This window comes from Rhizobium oryzicola (assembly GCF_030504645.1).
GTDB lineage: Bacteria > Pseudomonadota > Alphaproteobacteria > Rhizobiales > Rhizobiaceae > Neorhizobium > Neorhizobium oryzicola.
In genome coordinates this window covers 337,749-358,420 of the sequence record NZ_JAUKWQ010000001.1, presented here as the reverse complement: position 1 = coordinate 358,420, position 20,672 = coordinate 337,749, and the positions used below count along the sequence as shown (strand labels likewise).

The window sequence follows — 20,672 nt, the reverse complement described above, 5'->3', positions numbered from 1 at the left end:
GCCGCTCCCGCAAAGCGGCTATAGCCTTTTAGGCCATTAATGCCCAATCAAAATAGGTAGAAACCATTTCAAACACGAACAATCCGGCAAGGGTGTTTCGGAGAAGTTTCTTCCAGCTTGGATGATGGGGCGGAAATCGGCTTTTTCACCCACTTGGTTTCGAAGATATTACCCGGCAACCTTCTTGCGCGCATTGCTACGCCACTGCGCCGGGCTGGTGCCGGTGACGCGGCGGAATTCGCGGTTGAAATTCGACTTGGTGGAAAAGCCCGCCTCCAGCATCAGCGCGGTCACGGATTTCTCCGTCTGCTCCAGAAGGCGACAGGCCTCCTCAATGCGGCGATTGTTGACATATTGAGAAACGTTGAGACCCGTTATGCGGTTGATGACGGCGGAGACCTCGCGGGCGGGCATGCCGGCCTTTCGCGCCAGACGCGCCAGGCTCAGATTCTCCTGCGCATAGAGCTGGCCGCTTTCCAGCGCTTCGGCAATCCTTTCGAGTGCGGCCTCATCCTCCGGCGCATTCTGCTTGCCTCGACCGGTCGCGGCAACGAAAAGCGACGCCTCCTGCTCCGGCCAAAGATAATAGGCGCCCACAATCATGATGGCGCCGATATTCATGCCCGTCACGGCGATCGGCACATAGGCATTGCCGTAGAAAAAGGTGAAGACGGAAAGAAGACCATCCGTCAGCGAGAAGAAGGCCAGCAAAAGCGCCGTCACGCGGGCAGCGCGGATCGTTGCCGTCGTTTTCTGTAGAGCAGCTTCCGTGAGGTCGTCCTCGACGGTTAAACGCCAGATCGCCACCCCATAGCCCAGAAAGATGGAGAGCAGCAGCGGATCAACAAACCACGGTGCAAAGGCAACGCCCAACGCCAGCAGCAGCGGAGGCAGGATATGCGGCCAAGGCTTGATCACGGGGTTCGATGACAGGGCGCGGAAGGTGAGATAAGCGAGCGGCGGCATGATGGAGGCCGTGACCGGCTGCACCAGCATCAGCGCATTCACGCCATAGCCAAACCGCAACCCAATGATCATGCCCTGTACAGCATACAGGCCGAGAAAGGTGTTGAGATATCGCCGCGAACCCGGCGCTTCGACGCCCTTGAGGTTGCGGTAAAGGATCAGCGCGACGACGAGACCGGCAATGAATGGCAGCGGAACCGACAGCACGACTGGATAATCCTCAAGACGCAGAGGGAATGATAGCTGGTCACCGCTCTAGCATGTTCCAGAGAGAATGACAGCGGCCCATCATCCCAACTGCTTCTTCAGCGCATAGAGCGCATCCAGCGCCTCCCGAGGGGTCATATCATCAGGGTTGATCGCCTTCAGCGCCTCCTCCACCTTGGAAGGCCCGCGCTTCTCCTGTTCTTTCCGTACCGCCACCTGGAACAGCGGCAGATCGTCGATCAGCTGGCTGGCGGGGTTCTTGCGATCAGCATCTTCCAGCTTGTTCAGGACGTCACGGGCGCGCGCCACCACCGCATCCGGCAGGCCCGCGAGTTTTGCGACCTGAATGCCGTAGGAACGGTCCGCCGCGCCGGGGCCGACCTCGTGCAGGAAGATGACGTCGCCATCCCATTCCTTGACGCGCATGGTGGCGTTGGATAGCCGGTTCAGCTTTTCCGACAGCGCCGTCAACTCATGGAAGTGGGTAGCAAACAGCCCGCGGCAACGGTTGGCCTCGTGCAGATGCTCCACCGCCGCCCAGGCAATCGACAGGCCATCGAAGGTCGCGGTACCGCGCCCGATTTCATCCAGGATGACCAGCGAGTGATCCGTAGCCTGGTTGAGGATGGCCGCCGTCTCCACCATTTCCACCATGAAGGTGGAGCGGCCACGTGCCAGGTCATCCGAGGCCCCCACACGGCTGAAGAGGCGATCGACAACGCCGATCTGCGCAGCGCGCGCCGGCACGAAGGAACCCATCTGCGCGAGAATGGCAATCAACGCATTCTGGCGCAGAAAGGTCGATTTACCCCCCATGTTGGGGCCGGTCAGCAGCCAGAGGGCGCCAAAGCCCCCATCAGTATTCGGCGAAAGATCGCAATCATTGGCAATGAAGGCCGTGGCCGATTGCCGCCTGAGCGCCTGTTCCACCACCGGGTGGCGCCCGCCTTCGATGCAGAACTGGCGAGAGCCATCCACATCCGGACGGCAGTAGTTCCACTCCTCCGCCAGAAGGGCGAGCCCCGCCGCAACATCAATGATGGAAAGCGCCCGCGCACCGGCCTTCACCGCCTCGCTTTTCTCCAGAACCGCTGCCGTCATGCGATCGAAGGCGTCAAGCTCGATCGTCAGAGCCCGGTCGGCAGCGTTGGCGATACGGCTTTCCAGATCCGCCAGTTCCGTGGTGGTGAAGCGCATGGCGTTTGCCATGGTCTGGCGATGGATGAAGCGCGCCTTGGCTTCCGGCGTATCGGTCATGGGACCAGAATTTCCGGCCGTCACCTCGATGAAGTAACCCAGCACATTGTTGTGCTTGATCTTCAGCGACTTGATGCCGGTCTCTTCCGCATATTGCAGCTGCAGCCCAGCAATCACTCGGCGCGACTGGTCGCGCAGCGCCCGGACTTCGTCCAGTTCCACATGCGAGCCATCGCGGACGAAACCGCCGTCGCGCTTTAACAGCGGCAGCTCATCGCCCAGCGTTTCCCCCAGCAAATGCTCCACGTCGAAGGGCAGTGCGCTTAGATCCTTCAGCGCATCCGACAATTCTTCCGGCAGCAGGGCACCAGACAGGAACTCGCCCACATGCCGGGCAGCCGACAGGCCCTGCCGGATCGCGCCGAGATCCCGCGGGCCGCCGCGGTCGAGCGCCAATCGAGAGAGCGCGCGCGGCATATCCGGCACATGCTTCAACGCAGCCCGGAGATCACTGCAAAGCGACGGCTCATCGATCAGGAAGGCGACCGAATCCAGCCGCCGGTTGATCGCATCCGGGTCCGTCAGCGGTGACATCAACCGCTCGGCGAGAAGCCGCGCACCGCCGCCGGTGACTGTCCGATCGATCGCCTTCAAGAGCGAACCGTCACGATCGCCCGACAGAGTGCGTGTCATTTCCAGATTGGCGCGGGTGGCCGGATCGATGAAGAGGGTCGAGGCGCCGCTTTCCCGTTCCGGCGGGTTGAGCGGTGGGCGCTCGGCAATCTGGGTCTTTTCGACATAGGCAACGGCTGCGGCTGCAGCCGCCAGTTCCGCACGGGAAAAGGTGCCGAAACCATCCAGCGTTCCAACGTTGAAATAGCGGGTGATGCGGCCTTCTGCCGTTGCGCTATCAAACAGCACGCCCGGCTGCGGCACGGCCACCCGCCCCAGAATGTCGAAGGTCGCCTTGAGGTCGGGATCGTGGAAGACGGTATCAGCCACGATCAGTTCGCGCGGTTCGATGCGCAGGATATCGGCCAGCAGACGCAGCGGCGTCGTTTCCGCCAGCCGGAACACACCGGTGGAAATATCGATCCAGGCGAGCGCCATCTGCGCGTCGCTTCCGCCGCGAATGCGTGCGAGCGCCATCAGATAATTGGACTCCGATGGTGACAGCAGCTTTTCTTCCGTCAGGGTTCCCGGCGTGACGAGCCGCACCACATCGCGCTTCACCACGGATTTGGAGCCGCGCTTCTTGGCTTCTGCCGGATCTTCCACCTGCTCGCAGACAGCCACACGGAAGCCGAGCGAGATCAGCTTTTGCAGGTAATCGTCGGCGGCGTGGATCGGCACGCCGCACATGGGAATTTCCTGGCCCAGATGCTGGCCGCGCTTCGTCAGCGTGATGCCGAGCGCACGCGAGGCTTCCACGGCATCCTCGAAGAACAGCTCGTAGAAGTCTCCCATCCGGTAAAACAGAAGCGAATCCGGATTGTTCGCCTTGATCTCGATATACTGCTCCATCATCGGCGTGGCCGATGCGCGGCTTTCCGCAGAGGTTAGCTCGGCTGTATTCAAGATTTCTGATCTATGACTATCCAAGAGGTTTCGGCCATTTTTTATTGCGCGGGCGTGGTTGCGACTCTATCGATGAAGACCCCGTGAAGACAATAACATGCATCCGAAAGCTGCCGGATGCCCACAAGATGCTGGAGGAGACATGACGTCCATGGACAATCGGCCTGCGCCGCGCAAGAAAGCGTCCGTTACAGAACAGGAAGCGCTCGATTTTCACAGCACCGGCCGACCTGGCAAGCTGGAGATTACCCCCACCAAACCCATGGCGACACAGCGCGACCTTTCGCTCGCCTATTCGCCGGGCGTTGCCGTGCCGGTAAAGGCCATCGCCGCCGACCCGGCAACCGCCTATGATTACACCACGCGCGGCAATATGGTCGCCGTCATCTCCAACGGCACGGCCATCCTTGGCCTCGGCAATCTCGGCGCGCTCGCCTCCAAGCCGGTCATGGAAGGCAAGTCTGTTCTCTTCAAGCGTTTCGCTGACGTCGATTCCATCGATCTGGAAGTCGATACGGAGAATGTCGACGAGTTCATCAACTGTGTGCGCTATCTCGGCCCCTCCTTCGGCGGGATCAACCTGGAGGACATCAAGGCACCGGAATGCTTCATCATCGAAAGCCGCCTGCGCGAGCTGATGGACATCCCGGTCTTTCATGACGACCAGCACGGCACCGCGATCATCGCAGCCGCCGGCCTCATCAACGCGCTGGAACTGACGGGCCGTGACCTCAAGACCACCAAGCTGGTCTGCAACGGAGCCGGTGCTGCGGCCATTGCCTGTATCGAACTCATCAAGGCGATGGGCTTCAACTCGGAAAACATCATTCTCTGCGACACCAAGGGAGTCATCTATCAGGGTCGCACCGAGGGCATGAACCAGTGGAAGAGCGCGCATGCGGTGAAAACCGACACGCGCACGCTGGAAGAAGCCATGAAGGGCGCCGACGTGGTCTTCGGCCTTTCGCAGAAGGGCGCCTTCACGGAAGAGATGATCCGCTCCATGGCGGACAGACCGATCATTTTCGCCATGGCGAACCCGGACCCGGAAATTACCCCGGAGGAAGTCGCCCGCATTCGCGACGATGCGATCATGGCGACCGGTCGCTCCGACTATCCAAACCAGGTGAACAACGTTCTCGGCTTCCCCTATATCTTCCGTGGCGCGCTTGACGTTCGCGCCCGGCAGATCAACGATGCCATGAAGATTGCCGCTGCCGAGGCACTTGCCAATCTTGCCCGCGAAGACGTGCCTGATGATGTTGCCGCCGCCTATCAGGGCGTTCGTCCGCGTTTCGGGCCGCAATACATCATTCCGGTTCCCTTTGATCCGCGCCTCATCTCGGCCATTCCGGTCGCGGTTGCCAAGGCGGCGATGGAAAGCGGCGCAGCACGGCGGGAGATCACCGATCTCGACGCCTATGGCCGCGAGCTTTCCGCCCGTCGCGATCCGATCGCGGCAACCACGCAAGGGATTTACGAGCAGGTTCGCCGCCGCCCGAAGCGCGTCGTCTTCGCGGAAGCGGAAGAAGAACAGGTGATGCGCGCTGCGGTCTCCTATATCGCGCAGGGGCTCGGCACTGCCATCCTGCTTGGCCGTGACGATGTGATCCGCACGACGGCGGAACGTGCAGGCATCGAACTCGATCGCCCCGGCATCGAGATCGTCAATGCCCGCCTTTCCACCCGCGTCGAAGCCTATACGGATTATCTCTACGCCCGCCTGCAGCGTGAGGGTTACCTGCTGCGCGACGTGCAGCGCCTGATCAACAACGACCGCAACCATTTTGCCGCCTGCATGGTGGCGCTCGGTGACGCGGACGCGATGGTGACGGGCACCACCCGCAATTATGCGACAGCCTTGTCAGACGTTCGCCGCTGCATCGATGCAAAGCCCGGCCATCGGGTGATCGGCGTATCGCTGGTGGTATCGCGCGGTCGCACCGTCTTCGTGGCGGATACCGCCGTGCATGACATGCCGACGGCGCACGAACTGGCGGATATCGCAACGGAAGCCGCCCGCATGGCGCGGCGCATGGGGTACGAGCCGCGCGTTGCCTTCCTCGCCTATTCCACCTTCGGCCAGCCGCGCGGCGAACGCTCAGAGCGGGTGCGCGAGGCGGTGGCTATCCTCGACGAGCGCCGCGTCGACTTCGAATATGACGGCGAAATGGCAGCAGACGTGGCACTGAACGCGCAGCGCATGGAACAGTATCCGTTCTGCCGCCTGTCCAGCACGGCCAATGTTCTGGTCATGCCCGCCATTCATTCCGCTTCCATCTCGACGCGCATGCTGGAAGAGTTGGGCGGCACGACCGTGATTGGCCCGCTGCTGGTCGGCTTCGACAAGTCGGTGCAGATCACCTCCATGGGCGCCAAGGACAGCGACATCGTCAACATGGCAGCAATCGCCGCCTACAACGCCGGCAGCTGATCAGCCGTCACCGGACATGAAAAAAGGGCGGCCTTTTGGGACGGCCCTTTTTTCATTGAAGAGAGATCATCTCAAGCGAAGCGGCTGGCGTCCGCGCCGTAATAGTTGATGTAGCGACCGGCGATTGACGCCGTCGGCAGAACGATCAGCACATCCGTGGTGTTGAAGGCCTGATCCACAACGGCACCGTCACCCACCATAGCGCCCAGGCGCAGGTAGCCCTTGATGAGCGGCGGCATGGCCATGATGGCGCGCTTGGCGTTGACGGCTTCCGCCGGCATCATATCCATATCGCGATAAAGTTCTGGCCGTGCGGAAACAGTCCAGTCCCCCTTCACGCGGGCATTATGATGCAGGAAGGAGAGCGCCAGAGCATGGGTTTCCGGGCTGATGCCCGGGAAGGAGGCGCAGCCGATCATGGCATCCATGCCATGCTTGACGGAATAGGCCCAGTTGCCGAGCCACAACAGTTCGACCGTACGCTTCGTGCGATAATGCGGCAGCACGCAGGAGCGGCCAAGCTCCATGAACCGCTTGTCCGGATGGCGGGCGAGAAGCGGGGCCAGATCATATTCGCAACCGGAATAAAAACCGCCATGCGCCATGGCCACTTCCTGCCGCAGCAGGCGGTAGGTGCCGACAATCTGGTCTTCCGGATCGCCGAAAAGAGCCGTGTCGACGACAAGAAGATGGTCGCAGATTTCATCAAAGCTGTCGAAATCGCGCTGGCGGCGCATCGCCTCCGGCGGCAACTGCGCATGCATCTCCTCGACGAAAACGCGATAGCGGATCGCCTGTGCGGCGTCGATTTCCCTTTGCGAACGTGCCAGACGCACTTCCATACTGCCGATGCGGCCAAATACGTCTGTTTCCTGCCGCTGCAAAGGTGCGGTGTGTTCGGCTTCCAAGGCGACTTCGCGCTTGAGCAGATCGATGGTCATATGATTCACCCCGTCCCTGAGTGGCTGCATTCATAGAACATCAATCTACGACAATAAAGTGACAGATGATGACACAGGTTCAGGATGAGCGGCGAAAGCCTTGGCTTGCCGAGAGAGCGGACCGGACTTCCTGCAACAAAACCTGCGGATCAACCGGCTTTTGCAACACTTGTTTTACACCATGCGCCAGAATTTTGGCCTGAATGCGGCCATCGGTTTCGCCGCTCAGAACAAGAAGGGGGGGCGCACCCGCCTGGAGTTCGTTTTTGTCCGTTTCGAAAGCAGGAAGAAAGTCTGTCAGATCGCCGCCCGGCATGTGAATATCGGAAATGATGAGGTCGGGACGGCGGTCATTGCGCGCCTGTTGCAATCCATCCATGTCGGACACGTGTCGCACTTCGTAGCCTGCGCGACGAAGGATGGCGCCGACCATCATCGCGCTGACCGGATCATCCTCAGCGAGAAGCACGGAAAATCCTTGAGTCGCATCGTCAACGGGTAAAGACGCTTCCGCTGTCTGTTCTGTTCGCCTGTTTGCGAAACCGCCGAGCCGGCCACGCAGCACATCCACCAGCGACTGCTCACGCAAAGGCCGGATCAGCCAGGCATCGTAGGAATCCCAGGGCTGCGAACCGCGCTCCTCCGGGCTCACCAGCAGGATGCGCCTGAGGTCTGTGGCCATATGGCTCTCCACCAGACCTGCTGTACGATGGTCCACGATCATGTCGGTGAAGCCACTACCCTGACGCCCGGCCTGTGCGAGCGCGCGTTCTGCCTCTTCTGCCGTGCGCACATGGCGGCAGCGTCCGCCAAGCGTTTCGATCGTCGCGATGGTGGCACTGGCGGCAGGTCCGATAGGCGCCACGAACAGCACCCGGGAGGAACGCAGGAGCAGCATCCGGTCGCTACTCTCCTTGCCATCTTCGGCACGCGCCGCCGGGAAGCGGATGGTAAAGATGCTGCCTTTGTCGATTTCGCTCATGACCGTGAGCGAGCCCTTGAACTCCTTCAGGATGCGCGCAGAGATGGACAGGCCAAGCCCCGTGCCTCCGCTTCTGTCTTCCGCGCCGCCCGCCTGTTCGAATTCCTCGAAGATCTTTCGCTGCGCCACTTCCGACATGCCGGGTCCGGTATCCCTCACGCTGATGACGAGATCATCGCCCTCGACGGCGACCCGGATCAGAACGCCCCCTTTCGCCGTGAACTTCACCGCATTGCCAATGACGTTGAACAGAACCTGGCGCAGGCGTGCCGGATCGAAGTCCATCAGGGAGGGAACTTCTGAAGAAACCGTCGCGCCGATCTCGATGCCTTTTTCATGGGCCCGCGGCGCCAGCATCTCGACCACACTTTCCAAGAGCTGGCGAAGGCTTTCGGCGCGGCTGTTCAGCCGGAAGCGGCCGGCTTCCATGGTGGCATAGTCGAGGAGGTCGTCGACAAGCTGCGCAAGCGCCGAGCCTGCCTGGCGAATGCCGCCGATATAGTTCTTCTGCTCCAGCGTCAGCGATGTCTGCCACAAGAGATGGCTCATGCCGAGAATGCCGTTGAGGGGTGTGCGCAACTCATGCACGACCGTCGCCACCTGGCGGGATTTGGATGCGGCCACACGCTCTGCCCGCAGCCGCGCCTCCTCGCGCAAATGCGCCGTGTCGCGCTCATCGCTCACATCGCGAGCAATGCTGAAGAACAGGCTCTCGCCGCCCGAGGGGCTGACCAGACGAGCATCCTGCCAAGCGAGGATACGAAAACCGGTTCGCGTGGAGACCTCGACATCATAGGGCTCGAAGGAGGGTGCTGCGCGCAGCGAAATTCCCAGTTCCTCGAGTTCGATCGGCTGTTCATCGGTATAGCCGGTCAACTTCTGGAAGCTTCGGTTGGCGACCAGCAGCAGGCCATCCAGTGTGCGCACAAGTGCGGGCACGCCAAAGAGATCCTGCGCATCCAGCAACGCTTGCAATCCGGCGCCGGAGCGTGTCGGCTGGGCCGACTCTTCAAAACTTGAATGGTCCGAGGATTGTGCGGCGGAAAGACCAGCCCTCGCAGCGAAATCGACAGCCGGAAGCGGCAGAGTTACGACCTCGCCCTCGCCTCTCGGCAACCCAGTTTCCGAGGCACGCACATCACCCTCAGCCTTCTGCGGGTCGCCAAAGGCTGCTTTCAGGAGGTTTTGCAGGTCTGCGAGATCGCGCATAAAGCGAACCTAGCAGGCTTTTGCTTCCAAATACTTTCTAAATGCAGATCAAGTTTTAGGATCTGTCCTTGTGCTACGCGAGCCGACCAACTCATCGAGAATGACGCAGCCGGCACCAATGGTGATGAAGCTGTCGGCTAGGTTGAACACGGCAAAAGACCAGGTGCCCGTATGGAACAGGATATAGTCCACCACATGGCCATAGAGAAACCGGTCGAACAGGTTGCCAAGAGCCCCGGCAATAATCAGTGCAAAACCTGTGTGGGCGAAATGCCTGTGTTTGGGCGTACGTTTCCAGAGCCAAAGAACAAAGGCGACGATGACAAGGCGCATGCCGACGATGAACCAGCCTTCCATATCGGCCAGCATGGAAAAGGCCACGCCGAGATTATAGGTGCGATACAAGGCCAGGAAAGGCAGCACCTCGACCGAATCCTGGAAGGGCAGATATTTCTCAACCGCGATCTTGATCAACTGATCCGCCAGCACCGCCAGCACCACGAAGGTCAGGATGGGGATCGGTCGGGCAAACAGCGTGGGCTTTTCGTCGATAGAACTCATGCCGTCTGGTCCAGATTGAGAAGATGCCGACGCGCCTCGAACAACATGACAGCCGTCGCCACCGCAAGGTTCAGCGAATCGGCACGGCCCTGCTGGGGAATGCGTGCCAAACGGTCAGCCGATTTGGCGAGGCTGGGTGGCAGGCCGGACTGTTCGTTGCCCATCAGAATGATCGTCGGTTTTGCTGCGTAGTTGACAGTTCTATAATCCACGGCGCCAGCCAGATGGGTTGCCACCACCTGCCCGCCCGATCTCTTCGCCCAGGCGGTAAACTCTGCTTCCGTGGCGCGCAGCACGGGAAGCGCGAAGATCGACCCCATGGTGGCGCGCACCGTTTCCAGAGAAAACGGATCGGTACATTCGCCAACCAGAATCACGCCGGAAGCACCGGCGGCATCGGCCGTGCGGATGATGGTACCGAGATTGCCGGGATCGCGTACGCGGTCAAGCGCCACATAGGTCTGTGACTTGTCGAGCGAGAGATCATCAAGCCGCGCGAAGCGCTGCTCGAACACACCGACCACCATTTGCGGATTGTCGCGGCGCGTGATGGAGCCGATGACCTTTTCGCTGACTTCCAGCACGAGACCGCCGCGCGCAACCGTCTTGGCGGCCGCTTGCTCGACCAGCGGCTTGCCCTTGGCAGCCTTGGCATAAACAAGGGTACGGATTTCCCAGCCGAGTTCCAGCGCATCGATGACGAGCTTCAGGCCTTCCGCCAGGAAGGCACCGCTCTGCTCGCGCTCCTTCTTCTGGGTCAGCGCCTTGATATCCTTGATGATGGGATTGGCGAGGCTGGTGACCTCCTTCACCTGTCCCACCCGTCGGGCACCTGCCCTGCGATCAATATCCGTCATTGCCTTACCCAGCGGCTAAAGAGAGAAGTGGAAAGCGCCCTGCCCGATGCCTTGCCGTCCACGCCGGCTTCACGAATGACAAGCTCGCCGGATTCCACAACGCCGCCGGCGCCGCGCATGGTCTCCCGCATCAACTCGTGAATGGAATAGAAGCTCGCGCGAATTGAATAGGCCGTCAGAACAAGGCCCACAGATTTTTCTGACAAAAGCTCACGGCAGACATCCAGCATCAGCGGCAGTTGTTCGAAGAGATGGAACACTTCGCCATTGGGTCCGCGCCCGAACTTGGGTGGGTCCGCCAGGATGATGTCATAGCGGTTGCCGCGGCGCTCCTCGCGCAGGATGAATTTCATCGCGTCATCGCACATCCAGCGGATCGGCGCCCGGTCGAGCCGCGCCAGCGTCTGGTTTTCCCGCGCCCAGCCGATCGCCTTCTTGGAGGCATCCACATGGGTTACTTCCGCACCGGCGGCGGCCGCTACCAATGAGGCAACGCCGGTATAGCCGAACAGATTGAGGACCTTCAGCGGTCGGCCGGCCGCCTCCTGCTGTTCCTTCACCCAACGCCAGTGAACGATCTGCTCCGGGAAAATGCCCACATGCCGAAAGGCGGTGAAACGGCCCAGGAAATCGACGCCGAGCAAAGAGAGCGGCCAGGTTTCGCCAAGTGCCTCGCGGGGAAAACGCCAGCGACCCATGCCATCTTCGTCCGTATCTCCGGTGAAGATCGCATCCGCCTTTTCCCAGACCTGCGCGCTTTCGGACGGACGCCAAAGCGCCTGCGCTTCCGGCCGCACGATTCGATAGGGACCGTATTGCTCCAGCTTTAGACCATCACCGCTATCAATGAGATGGAAATCTCCCGCGCCTGATGATTCGAGGATAACGGGAACACGCTCTGGCGGGCGCTCTCCGCGCCGATCGAGCAACGGGCGGGCGGGCGCCTCGGTAGACTTTGGTTCAACGGCTTTTGGCTTTGCTTGCGGCTGCGGTTGCGCCGGCGTTTTCGGACGTGGCCGAAACTCCTGCTTTTGCGCCTTTGGCCGCGCCTCATGCCGGTCTAGTTTCTTCTTCAACGCGTCCACCCGGTTTGTCGCCATTGTTCCGGCGAGCAGATAGCATCCGCTTTGCCCTTGGCAAAGGCCTTTCCCATCTGCGATACATAAGGATGTCATTGCCGGAAGAGGAGTCCGGCCTGGGAGGAGCTTATGGAAATCAGCGGCGAAGAACGCATTGCGGCCCCGCGTCATATTGTCTGGGCTGCCTTGAACGATCCCGAAATCCTGCGGCAGTGTATTCCCGGCTGCCAGACTCTTGAACAGAAGTCCCAAACTGAACTTGCTGCAACGGTGCGTATCAAGATTGGACCCGTCTCCGCCAACTTCGCCGGCGAGGTGACGCTGAGCGACATCAACGCTCCCGAAAGCTACCGGATATCAGGCGAAGGCAAGGGCGGTATTGCAGGCTTTGCGAAGGGCTTTGCCGATGTTCAACTGACCGAGGAAGGCAACGAAACCATCCTGCGCTATTCGGCAGACGCGCAAGTGGGCGGCAAGCTGGCACAGCTCGGATCACGCCTGATCGGCTCTACCTCACAGAAACTCGCGCAGCAGTTCTTTGCAGAATTCAACGCGACCGTCGCCCACCGGGAAATGGAACTCTGATCGATGCTGTTAGAGCCTATCAGGGTTAAATGGAAACAGTTCTGTTGGCTCAGGCGGGATCAGATGCGAGGAGAGCGGCGCGTGTCGTAGCCAATGCATACGGCCAAGCCGCTGGACGAAGCAGATGACCCGCCTCAGCTAACCCGAAGGGCCGGATCATTTTCCGCCATTATCTTCGGCTTTCGTCTCGACTGTACCAGAAGGTACGCCCTTCGCCGAAAGCCTTGATCCTGACAAAAATGCTTCCGGCAGAACGAATCCATTTAGCCCTGATAGGCTCTAGCCGTGGCGCGAGATTAGCGCCGTGGAGGATGCGGTGCTCTGCGGCTCGCTCGCCTGGCGCTTCAGCGCTTCACGTGCTTCGATGCGCGCCTGACGACGGTATTTGCCCTGTGCAAACCAGGTCGCGACGGATCCGATGACCATTCCGAACAGCAAGGCCACAAACAGCAGCAGGAAGAGCGGGCCAGTCAGCGACAGCACCGTATCGGACGGATTGAACGGATTGAGCGCAAGCGTGACGCTCTGGCGATTGGCAACGCAGAGCACAACAAGGATAATCGCCAACGGCACAAGAATGACCATTCCGATGATTTTCTTGATCCGTTCCATGCCAAGGCTCCGCCAAGTGATCCCGACCGGCGGAATCATTCCGTAATTTCGATACATTTGAGAATAGTGCCGCCTGAGGCCGTTTCAAGGCGGTGGAACAATCCACCCGCCTGGCCCGCAGGAGGAATGACAACAATCAGTCGCCGTCTTCTTCGTCCACCAGATCCGGGTTGAGGCGCTCACGCAGCTCCTTACCCGTCTTGAAGAAGGGAACCCACTTTTCCTCGACGAACACCGTCTCGCCCGTGCGCGGATTGCGGCCGGAACGCGATGGACGGTTCTTCACGGAAAAGGCACCGAAGCCGCGCAGCTCGACACGGTTTCCGGCGGCAAGAGCATCGGTGATCTCATCCAGGACCGCGTTCACGATATTCTCGACGTCACGATGGTAGAGGTGCGGATTCCGTGCCGCAACGATCTGCACCAGCTCTGACTTGATCACGAGGTCCCCCTGAAAGGCTTGAAAATTCAATCCTGTCCAACCTGCCAAACCGAAAGGAGACCGTCAAGGAACAACTTCTTTGTTGCCCAGTCGCGCATTGCATCCGGTGTCCCCGTGGCATCGACACCGAGCAGGCGAATGAAATAGGCAGCGGCCGTGGGGAGGGCAAAGAAGCTGCGCTCCTCATCCTTCTTCCATTCGAGAACCGGAAGGTTTTCCGCCACGCCGCGGCCCTTCAGATAAGCGCGGATCTCGGCGTCGCCGCCCAGCGCATCCACCAGCTTCGCCTTGAGCGCCTGCCGACCGGTAAAGATCGTTCCATCAGCAAGCTTCAAAACTTCCTCTCGGCTCATATGGCGGCGGTCGGAAACGAGACCGACGAACCAGTCGAAGCTATCCATCACCATGGCGCGGATCATCGCCTTGGCGTCGTCGCTCGCGGCGTGGAAGGGGGAAGGCTCGGCCTTCAGCGGCGCGGACTTGATCTCCTGCAGCGAGACGCCGAGCTTGTCCAAGAGGTCCTGTACCTGCGGGTATTGGAAGATGACGCCGATCGAGCCGGTGATCGAGCTTTCGCCAGCAACGATGTAATCGCCCGCGGTCGCAGTCATGTAACCGGCCGATGCCGCCAGGGTGCGCACATCCGAAACGACGGGCTTTTCGGCGGCAACGGAACGGAGAGCCTTAAACAGGCGCTCGCCGCCATAGGTCGTCCCGCCCGGCGACGAAATGGACACGACAAGCGCCTTCGCCTGGCTGCTCTTGCGGATCTTCTCGATGCGCTCCAGAAGCTCGCGATCATCTGTGATCATCCCGGAAATTTCGATGCGGGCAACATGCGGCCGCGAGACGCCGTCCGTGGGTGCTGCGCCGAATCGGTAGAGCGAGAAACCGATCGCAACGATCAGCAGCGCTGCCGCCACACGCCAGAAGGTCAATTTCCGCCGCAAAGCCCGCCTATCCGCTATCGCCAGTTGATCCATTGTCGCCTTGCCCCATCCAGTGTCGCACTTTTCATCATCCATGACGGACGAATCGCTACAGTCACTACACGAAATTGTGTCATTCGTTATTGTTTGTTGAATAAGAAAAGCCATATTAGGGCTTCATGCGCCGTTCCTTGTCGCCAGGCAGCCACGGCTGGCGTGACGTCGATTGATGGCCAGAAGGAATTCATGCTGCAGACCATGTCACAACCAACCTCGTCTGAGGTCACGGGAGGTTCGCGTGCCACCGCGTACCAGGCTGCGCTTGCGCATTCGCGCAGGGTGCGACGCCTGCGCATCCTTCTTCCCATCGCGGCAGCCGTCATTTCGGCCATCTTTATCGCCGTATCTTTTGTCCGCGCCTATCTCCCGGAAAAGCTGACGATCCAGAGCGCTCGCATCGAGGATGGCAAGATCGTCATGGAAAGCCCTGCCATGGCCGGCCGCAATGAGAAGGGCGTAAGCTACTCTTTGACCGCCACACGCGCGCTGCAGGATCTTCAGAACCAGAATCATTTGACGCTGGAAAATGTGAAGGCTGCGATGCCGTTGAATGCCACCGTGATTGCGCGCGTTGCCGCCGAAAGCGGTGTTTACGACCGTTCGACCGACCGCATGAACCTGACGGCACCTTTTCAGGTCGATCTCAGCAATGGCATTACGGCCAATTTCCAGTCCGCAAGTCTTGATGTTCAGCAAGGCCTGATGGACACGCAAGATACGGTGCACATTAAAACGCAGGAAGCGTCTATTGTTGCGCAGTCGATGAAGATATCCGATAAGGGTAAAACAATCAGCTTCGCGGGGCAGGTTCAGGTTAATCTGGCTGCCAACGCAATCCACAACGAAGGCAACCAGAGTTCGGCCCCATGACGAGTCGTTTTCACTTCTCTACCAGCGACATGATCCGGCTCGCGACCGGGCTTACCCTTGCCTGTCTGTCTTCAGCGGCCTTTGCACAGTCGACGACAAAGTCGATGGACGGAATGAAGCTGTCAAAGGACCAACCCATCCAGATCCAGAGCGACCAGCTGGAAATCAAGGATGAGGAGAAGAAGGCTTACTTCACAGGCAATGTGGAAGTTGTGCAGGGCACGACGACCATGAAGTCGTCCAAGATGACCGTCCTTTACAAGGACAAGGATAAAGCTGACGGCGATGCCGCATCCAAGAGTTCGGGCGGCAGCCCGATCTCGTCCGGCCAGGCCGACATCGACAAGATTTTCGTGGATGGCAAGGTTCTGCTCAACTCGGGCACCCAGCAGGCAACGGCCGATAACGGCGTGTTCGAAATGGCAACCCAGACGCTGGTGCTGACGGGTAAGCAGGTCGTGCTTTCGGACGGACCAAACGTCTTCAAGGGCTGCAAGCTGACGGTTCTGATGAACTCGGGACAGGCCAAGCTCGACGCTTGTGGTGGACGCGTGGAGATCATGCTGGATCCCAAGTCCAAGCCCAGCAACGCGCCCGGCGCGAAGCAGTAACCAGACCGCATGATGTCTCTTTTTTCCAAGCGCGCCAAACCGGAGGCCGTTGAAGGCTTCGATCCGCGCGACAAAGCCCGGTATGAAGGCACGCTGATTGCGCATGGCCTGTCGAAGACCTACGACTCGCGCCGCGTGGTCAACGGGGTGTCCCTGGTGGTGCGCCGTGGCGAAGCCGTGGGCCTTCTTGGCCCCAACGGCGCCGGCAAGACCACATGCTTCTACATGATCACCGGCCTGGTCGGCGTGGATGAGGGCATGATCGCCATCAACGGCAACGACGTGACGCGCATGCCGATGTATCGCCGCGCCCGTATTGGGGTTGGCTATCTTCCGCAGGAAGCCTCGATCTTTCGCGGGCTGACGGTCGAGGAAAATATTCGCGCCGTTTTGGAAGTGCATGAGCGCAATCGCGAAAAGCGCGAACGCAAGCTGGACGAGTTGCTGGAAGAGTTCCACATCAGCCGCTTGCGCAAGGCACCGGCGGTCGCGCTTTCGGGTGGCGAACGTCGTCGTCTTGAAATCGCCCGCGCGCTGGCAACCGATCCGGCCTTCATGCTGTTGGACGAGCCCTTTGCGGGTGTCGACCCCATTTCGGTTTCGGATATCCAGAACCTGGTGCGTCACTTGACGGCGCGCGGCATTGGCGTTTTGATCACTGACCACAATGTGCGTGAAACGCTCGGCCTTATCGACCGCGCCTACATCATCCATGCAGGTGAGGTTCTGACCCATGGCCGCGCTGAGGACATCGTCAACAACGCCGATGTTCGACGGCTCTATCTCGGCGACAAGTTTAGCCTTTAAGGCTGTTGCGCGAGAAATTTTCGCCCACACCCTCTGACCGCTTGACCAAGTTGTTTAAAAAAGCAATTTTTGGGCCAAGTGAGTTTGGCTGCACGTAAAAAGTTGAGCCTCAGTCACATACAGGGGGATTGTAGGGAGTTCAGCGTCCGCCATGGCCTTATCCGCCAGCCTTTTCCTGCGCCAGACCCAGTCGCTCGTGATGACGCCGCAGCTGATGCAGTCCATCCAGCTGCTTCAGATGACGCATTTTGAGCTGAACCAGTTTATCGCGCAGGAAGTGGAAAAGAACCCGCTGCTCGAATTTGCATCAAGCGATGGCGAAACAGGCAGCGAAGGCGGCGATGGTGCCGATCTGTTCGCTGAAGCGCCCGCTGGTTCCGAGGATGCGCGCGATGGCGGCGACGATGGCGATTGGTTTGACAATACCTCTCGTAAGCCGGAAGGACTGAGCGAGCAGCTGGACTCCAACTTCGAGAATATCTTCCCGGACGATACCGCTGAGCGGCGACCGGATGCGCCAGAGCTCATCAGCCAGTGGAAGTCGATGCCTGGCGGAGAAGCCGGGGAAAGTTACGACCTCGACGAGTTCGTCGCCGGTGCAGTCACTTTGCGGGAGCATCTCCAGCAGCAGATACCCTTTGTCGTTACCAATGCATCCGCCCTGCTGATTGCCCAGCACCTGGTCGACCAACTGGATGAAAACGGTTACCTTCAGGGGAATTGCAGCGAAACCGCAGACCGACTGGGCACCAGCCTTCAGGATGTCGAGCAGGTGTTGGAGAGCCTGCAGACACTGGATCCGCCGGGTGTATTTGCCCGTTCCCTGGCGGAATGCCTTGCGATCCAGCTGCAGCAGAAGGATCGTTTCGATCCCGCCATGCAAGCGCTAATCGCGCATCTCGAGCTTCTGGCCAAGCGCGACTTCAGTTCGCTGCGCAAGATCTGCGGCGTCGACGACGAGGATCTCGTCGACATGCTGGCCGAGATCCGCGCACTCAACCCGCGTCCCGGCAGCACCTTCGAAGGCGGAGTGAGCGAGGCCGTTGCTCCCGATATCGTGGTGCGTGCCTCCTCCAATGGGGAATGGCTGATCGAGCTCAACCCGGATACACTTCCCAAGGTGCTGGTCAATCACACCTACTTCCAGAGTGTGTCGAGCCGCGGCACCCGCAATGACGAAGACCAGAACTTCCTGTCGGAATGCATGCAGAACGCCAACTGGCTGACACGAAGCCTGGACCAGCGGGCCAGAACCATTCTGAAGGTCGCCACGGAAATCGTGCGCCAGCAGGATGCCTTCCTTCAGCACGGGGTGGATCACCTGCGTCCGCTGAACCTGAAGACGGTGGCCGAAGCAATCAAGATGCATGAATCCACCGTCAGCCGCGTCACCTCGAACAAATACATGCTGACACCGCGCGGCCTGTTCGAGCTGAAATACTTCTTTACGGTCTCAATCAGCTCGGCCGAAGGCGGCGATAGCCATTCGGCAGAGGCCGTTCGCCATCGCATTCGCCTCATGATTGAAAAGGAATCGCCAGACGCGGTCCTTTCGGACGATGATATCGTCACCAGCCTCAAGAACAGCGGCGTCGAACTAGCACGCCGTACGGTGGCAAAATACCGGGAAGCCATGAACATTCCCTCCTCCGTACAGCGGCGGCGGGAGAAAAAGGCCATGGCGAAACTCGCAGCGGTATAATACCGCAGACGTCAACAGCCTCTAATTTACGGATCGTTGACTTTTATGTCCGAGCCGCCTACAAGCCCGGCGCACCAGCATGGATGGAAGGCACACGCGCTAACGAACCGGAAGGGCATTTGACGTTTATGTCCCGGAATGTCTGCGGGAGGCGCTTGGATGCGTGGGCGGCTTGACGTAGAGTGATACGTGCAAGTCACGACGAGAAGGAAGCATTCCATGAGTGTGCGTGTATCCGGAAAACATATGGAAATCGGGGATTCGTTTAGAAAGCGGATCGAGGACCATATAGGGGAGGCGGTTACAAAGTACTTCGACGGAGGATATTCGGGACAGGTCATCGTCGAGAAATCCGGTTCCCGGTTCTCGGCCGATTGCAAGGTGCATCTCGATACAGGGATCATCCTGCATGCGGCAGGCGAAGCCAACGACCCGCAGCATAGCTTCGATGCCGCCGCAGAGCGGATTGAGAAGCGCCTTCGCCGCTATAAGCGCAAGCTTCGCGACCACCATTCTGGCGCAACCCAGAACGGTCATGCTGAGATTGCTTATACGGTGATGGACAGCATTCCTGACGAAGCCGACGAGGTGCCTGAGGACTTCGCTCCGACTATCGTGGCCGAAAGCTCGAAGCCACTGAAGACAATGACTGTAGCCAGCGCCGTTATGGCACTGGACATGACTGACGAACCGGTACTGTTCTTCCGCAATCCGGGGAAGCAGCTCAACATCGTTTACCGCCGTAATGACGGCAATATTGGCTGGATCGACGCCGCCAGTATCAAGGGATAGAATAGCCTGAAGGGAGCGCTCTCGCAGCGCTCCCATTCCCCTTCGGGGGCATGAAGGATGAAGAGAATGGCGTTGGCAGATCTCCTGCAGCAAGATGCAATTATCCCCGCCCTCAAGGTGAATTCCAAGAAGCAGTTGTTGCAGGAATTGGCGGCGAAAGCCGCCAAGCTGACGGGTGTTGGTGAGCGCGAGATCTTCGACGTGATCCTGCAGCGGGAGCGCCTGGGCTCCACAGGTGTCGGTCACGGCATTGCCATTCCGCATGGTAAGTTGACAAGCATTCCCTCCATCAAGGGGGTTTTTGCCCGTCTGGAAACGCCGGTCGATTTCGAAGCGCTGGATGACCAGCCGGTCGATCTGGTATTTTTGCTTTTGGCGCCGGAAGGAGCCGGTGCCGATCACCTGAAGGCATTGTCGCGGATTGCGCGCATTCTGCGCGACCAGGAACTGGTTGCGAAGCTGCGGGCGACCGATTCTGCGACTGCGATCTACGCCTGCCTCAACGAGCAGCAGACATCCAACGCCGCCTGATGCACTTCGATAACACTGATGGCATGAAAAAGCCCGCATCGCGCGGGCTTTTTGCTGTTCGGAAATGTCACTAGAAATTTCAGGCGTTGCTGTCCTGAGCAGCCGGTTCGCCGGCAGCGTCAGCCTTGGGGCCGCCCTTGGCGACACCGACCATGGCCGGACGCAGAACGCGCTCGCCAATGACGAAGCCAGCCTGCACGACCTGCACCACCGTGTTGTTTGGTACATTCGGGTTTGGCACTTCGAACATCGCCTGGTGGAAGTTCGGGTCGAACTTCTGGCCTTCCGGCTCGATCTTCTTCACGCCGTGACGCTCCAGCGCCGACAGCATAGAGCGCTCGGTCATATCGACGCCTTCGATCAGGGCCTTCAAACCGGCATCACCATTGTCCTTGGCATCGGCCGGAATGGCATCCAGCGCACGGCGAAGGTTGTCGGATACGCTGAGCATATCGCGCGCAAATGCGGTCACGGCATAGGACTTGGCATCCTTGACGTCGCGCTCGGTGCGGCGGCGCAGATTGTCCATTTCCGCCGCCAGACGTAGGAAGCGGTCCCGCAACTCCGCATTTTCGGCACGAATGGCTTCCAATGGATCGGGATTGGCCTGCGCGCCTTCGCTTGCAGCTTCGTACTCGGCGGATGCAGCAGCTTCCGTCGTCGTTTCGGTGGCTGATGCGTCAGGTCCGTTCTTCTTGGTTTCGTCGGTCATGACGGTCT

19 protein-coding genes are annotated in these 20,672 nt (G+C 59.8%); 8 read left to right on the top strand and 11 right to left on the bottom strand.

Features of this window, described 5'->3' with window-relative positions; translation table 11 throughout:
• Window positions 1-168 precede the first annotated feature (168 nt).
• Window positions 169-1,173 (bottom strand): helix-turn-helix domain-containing protein, encoded by a 1,005-nt coding sequence (locus Q2T52_RS01740; RefSeq protein WP_302074954.1) that lies wholly within the window; start codon window positions 1,171-1,173, stop codon window positions 169-171.
• 81 nt (window positions 1,174-1,254) lie between these two features.
• Entirely contained in the window at window positions 1,255-3,897 is a 2,643-nt protein-coding gene (gene mutS / locus Q2T52_RS01735) for a DNA mismatch repair protein MutS (RefSeq protein WP_302076001.1), read from the bottom strand.
• 202 nt (window positions 3,898-4,099) lie between these two features.
• Here mutS and Q2T52_RS01730 point away from each other — a divergent pair, with 202 nt between their 5' ends.
• The gene (locus tag Q2T52_RS01730) at window positions 4,100-6,382 is read left to right on the top strand and encodes an NADP-dependent malic enzyme (protein WP_302076000.1); all 2,283 of its coding nucleotides are present in this window, start codon (window positions 4,100-4,102) and stop codon (window positions 6,380-6,382) included.
• A gap of 71 nt (window positions 6,383-6,453) precedes the next feature.
• Here the strand turns inward: Q2T52_RS01730 and olsB are convergent, their stop codons facing one another.
• The 5 genes from olsB to Q2T52_RS01705 form a co-directional block, all read right to left on the bottom strand.
• Window positions 6,454-7,323, bottom strand: coding sequence for a l-ornithine N(alpha)-acyltransferase (gene olsB, locus Q2T52_RS01725; RefSeq protein ID WP_302074953.1), 870 nt, complete (start codon window positions 7,321-7,323; stop codon window positions 6,454-6,456).
• Between the two features lie 79 nt (window positions 7,324-7,402).
• Window positions 7,403-9,514: a hybrid sensor histidine kinase/response regulator gene (locus tag Q2T52_RS01720; protein WP_302074952.1), complete on the bottom strand. Its 2,112-nt coding sequence runs from the start codon at window positions 9,512-9,514 to the stop codon at window positions 7,403-7,405.
• A 48-nt stretch (window positions 9,515-9,562) separates the two neighbouring features.
• Window positions 9,563-10,075: a signal peptidase II gene (lspA, locus tag Q2T52_RS01715; protein WP_302074951.1), complete on the bottom strand. Its 513-nt coding sequence runs from the start codon at window positions 10,073-10,075 to the stop codon at window positions 9,563-9,565.
• Window positions 10,072-10,932: a TrmH family RNA methyltransferase gene (locus tag Q2T52_RS01710; protein ID WP_302074950.1), complete on the bottom strand. Its 861-nt coding sequence runs from the start codon at window positions 10,930-10,932 to the stop codon at window positions 10,072-10,074. The genes lspA and Q2T52_RS01710 overlap by 4 nt, the downstream gene beginning before the upstream one ends.
• The gene (locus Q2T52_RS01705; protein ID WP_302074949.1) at window positions 10,929-12,032 is read right to left on the bottom strand and encodes a class I SAM-dependent methyltransferase; all 1,104 of its coding nucleotides are present in this window, start codon (window positions 12,030-12,032) and stop codon (window positions 10,929-10,931) included. Before Q2T52_RS01705 ends, Q2T52_RS01710 begins: the two co-directional genes overlap by 4 nt.
• A 108-nt stretch (window positions 12,033-12,140) precedes the next feature.
• Here Q2T52_RS01705 and Q2T52_RS01700 point away from each other — a divergent pair, with 108 nt between their 5' ends.
• Window positions 12,141-12,596, top strand: a complete 456-nt coding sequence (locus Q2T52_RS01700; RefSeq protein WP_302074948.1) for an SRPBCC family protein — start codon at window positions 12,141-12,143, stop codon at window positions 12,594-12,596.
• Window positions 12,597-12,875: 279 nt separating this feature from the next.
• On the opposite strand, the gene Q2T52_RS01695 is transcribed toward Q2T52_RS01700, so the two are convergent.
• From Q2T52_RS01695 to sppA, 3 genes are all read right to left on the bottom strand, one after another.
• A complete protein-coding gene (locus Q2T52_RS01695; protein WP_302074947.1) occupies window positions 12,876-13,208 on the bottom strand; it encodes a lipopolysaccharide assembly protein LapA domain-containing protein in 333 nt (110 codons plus the stop codon).
• 136 nt (window positions 13,209-13,344) lie between these two features.
• Window positions 13,345-13,650, bottom strand: a complete 306-nt coding sequence (locus Q2T52_RS01690; RefSeq protein WP_302074946.1) for an integration host factor subunit beta — start codon at window positions 13,648-13,650, stop codon at window positions 13,345-13,347.
• 26 nt (window positions 13,651-13,676) lie between these two features.
• Window positions 13,677-14,633, bottom strand: a complete 957-nt coding sequence (sppA, locus tag Q2T52_RS01685) for a signal peptide peptidase SppA (RefSeq protein WP_302075999.1) — start codon at window positions 14,631-14,633, stop codon at window positions 13,677-13,679.
• Window positions 14,634-14,825: 192 nt separating this feature from the next.
• Here sppA and lptC point away from each other — a divergent pair, with 192 nt between their 5' ends.
• The 6 genes from lptC to ptsN all read left to right on the top strand — a co-directional run bounded on the left by lptC (window position 14,826) and on the right by ptsN (window position 19,952).
• The gene (lptC, locus tag Q2T52_RS01680; RefSeq protein WP_302075998.1) at window positions 14,826-15,509 is read left to right on the top strand and encodes an LPS export ABC transporter periplasmic protein LptC; all 684 of its coding nucleotides are present in this window, start codon (window positions 14,826-14,828) and stop codon (window positions 15,507-15,509) included.
• Complete coding sequence (locus Q2T52_RS01675; RefSeq protein ID WP_436799472.1) at window positions 15,506-16,120, top strand: LptA/OstA family protein; 615 nt, start codon at window positions 15,506-15,508, stop codon at window positions 16,118-16,120. Before lptC ends, Q2T52_RS01675 begins: the two co-directional genes overlap by 4 nt.
• A 12-nt stretch (window positions 16,121-16,132) precedes the next feature.
• A complete protein-coding gene (lptB, locus tag Q2T52_RS01670; RefSeq protein WP_302075996.1) occupies window positions 16,133-16,927 on the top strand; it encodes an LPS export ABC transporter ATP-binding protein in 795 nt (264 codons plus the stop codon).
• 151 nt (window positions 16,928-17,078) lie between these two features.
• Window positions 17,079-18,629, top strand: a complete 1,551-nt coding sequence (gene rpoN / locus Q2T52_RS01665; RefSeq protein WP_302074945.1) for an RNA polymerase factor sigma-54 — start codon at window positions 17,079-17,081, stop codon at window positions 18,627-18,629.
• 219 nt (window positions 18,630-18,848) lie between these two features.
• Window positions 18,849-19,421, top strand: a complete 573-nt coding sequence (hpf, locus tag Q2T52_RS01660; protein ID WP_302075995.1) for a ribosome hibernation-promoting factor, HPF/YfiA family — start codon at window positions 18,849-18,851, stop codon at window positions 19,419-19,421.
• Between the two features lie 66 nt (window positions 19,422-19,487).
• Window positions 19,488-19,952 carry a PTS IIA-like nitrogen regulatory protein PtsN gene (ptsN, locus tag Q2T52_RS01655; protein ID WP_302074944.1) on the top strand — a complete coding sequence of 155 codons (465 nt, stop codon included), beginning with the start codon at window positions 19,488-19,490 and terminating at the stop codon, window positions 19,950-19,952.
• Between the two features lie 79 nt (window positions 19,953-20,031).
• On the opposite strand, the gene grpE is transcribed toward ptsN, so the two are convergent.
• Window positions 20,032-20,664, bottom strand: coding sequence for a nucleotide exchange factor GrpE (grpE, locus tag Q2T52_RS01650; protein WP_302074943.1), 633 nt, complete (start codon window positions 20,662-20,664; stop codon window positions 20,032-20,034).
• Window positions 20,665-20,672 lie beyond the last annotated feature (8 nt).

Excerpts from the sequence above, each read along its gene's own strand:
- mutS (WP_302076001.1), bottom strand. The coding sequence starts at position 3,897 with ATGATGGAGCAGTATATCGAGATCAAGGCGAACAATCCGGATTCGCTT.
- Q2T52_RS01730 (WP_302076000.1), top strand. The coding sequence starts at position 4,100 with ATGGACAATCGGCCTGCGCCGCGCAAGAAAGCGTCCGTTACAGAACAG.
- olsB (WP_302074953.1), bottom strand. The coding sequence starts at position 7,323 with ATGACCATCGATCTGCTCAAGCGCGAAGTCGCCTTGGAAGCCGAACAC.
- Q2T52_RS01720 (WP_302074952.1), bottom strand. The coding sequence starts at position 9,514 with ATGCGCGATCTCGCAGACCTGCAAAACCTCCTGAAAGCAGCCTTTGGC.
- lspA (WP_302074951.1), bottom strand. The coding sequence starts at position 10,075 with ATGAGTTCTATCGACGAAAAGCCCACGCTGTTTGCCCGACCGATCCCC.
- Q2T52_RS01710 (WP_302074950.1), bottom strand. The coding sequence starts at position 10,932 with ATGACGGATATTGATCGCAGGGCAGGTGCCCGACGGGTGGGACAGGTG.
- Q2T52_RS01705 (WP_302074949.1), bottom strand. The coding sequence starts at position 12,032 with ATGGCGACAAACCGGGTGGACGCGTTGAAGAAGAAACTAGACCGGCAT.
- Q2T52_RS01700 (WP_302074948.1), top strand. The coding sequence starts at position 12,141 with ATGGAAATCAGCGGCGAAGAACGCATTGCGGCCCCGCGTCATATTGTC.
- Q2T52_RS01695 (WP_302074947.1), bottom strand. The coding sequence starts at position 13,208 with ATGGAACGGATCAAGAAAATCATCGGAATGGTCATTCTTGTGCCGTTG.
- sppA (WP_302075999.1), bottom strand. The coding sequence starts at position 14,633 with ATGGATCAACTGGCGATAGCGGATAGGCGGGCTTTGCGGCGGAAATTG.
- lptC (WP_302075998.1), top strand. The coding sequence starts at position 14,826 with ATGCTGCAGACCATGTCACAACCAACCTCGTCTGAGGTCACGGGAGGT.
- Q2T52_RS01675 (WP_436799472.1), top strand. The coding sequence starts at position 15,506 with ATGACGAGTCGTTTTCACTTCTCTACCAGCGACATGATCCGGCTCGCG.
- lptB (WP_302075996.1), top strand. The coding sequence starts at position 16,133 with ATGTCTCTTTTTTCCAAGCGCGCCAAACCGGAGGCCGTTGAAGGCTTC.
- rpoN (WP_302074945.1), top strand. The coding sequence starts at position 17,079 with ATGGCCTTATCCGCCAGCCTTTTCCTGCGCCAGACCCAGTCGCTCGTG.
- hpf (WP_302075995.1), top strand. The coding sequence starts at position 18,849 with ATGAGTGTGCGTGTATCCGGAAAACATATGGAAATCGGGGATTCGTTT.
- ptsN (WP_302074944.1), top strand. The coding sequence starts at position 19,488 with ATGGCGTTGGCAGATCTCCTGCAGCAAGATGCAATTATCCCCGCCCTC.
- grpE (WP_302074943.1), bottom strand. The coding sequence starts at position 20,664 with ATGACCGACGAAACCAAGAAGAACGGACCTGACGCATCAGCCACCGAA.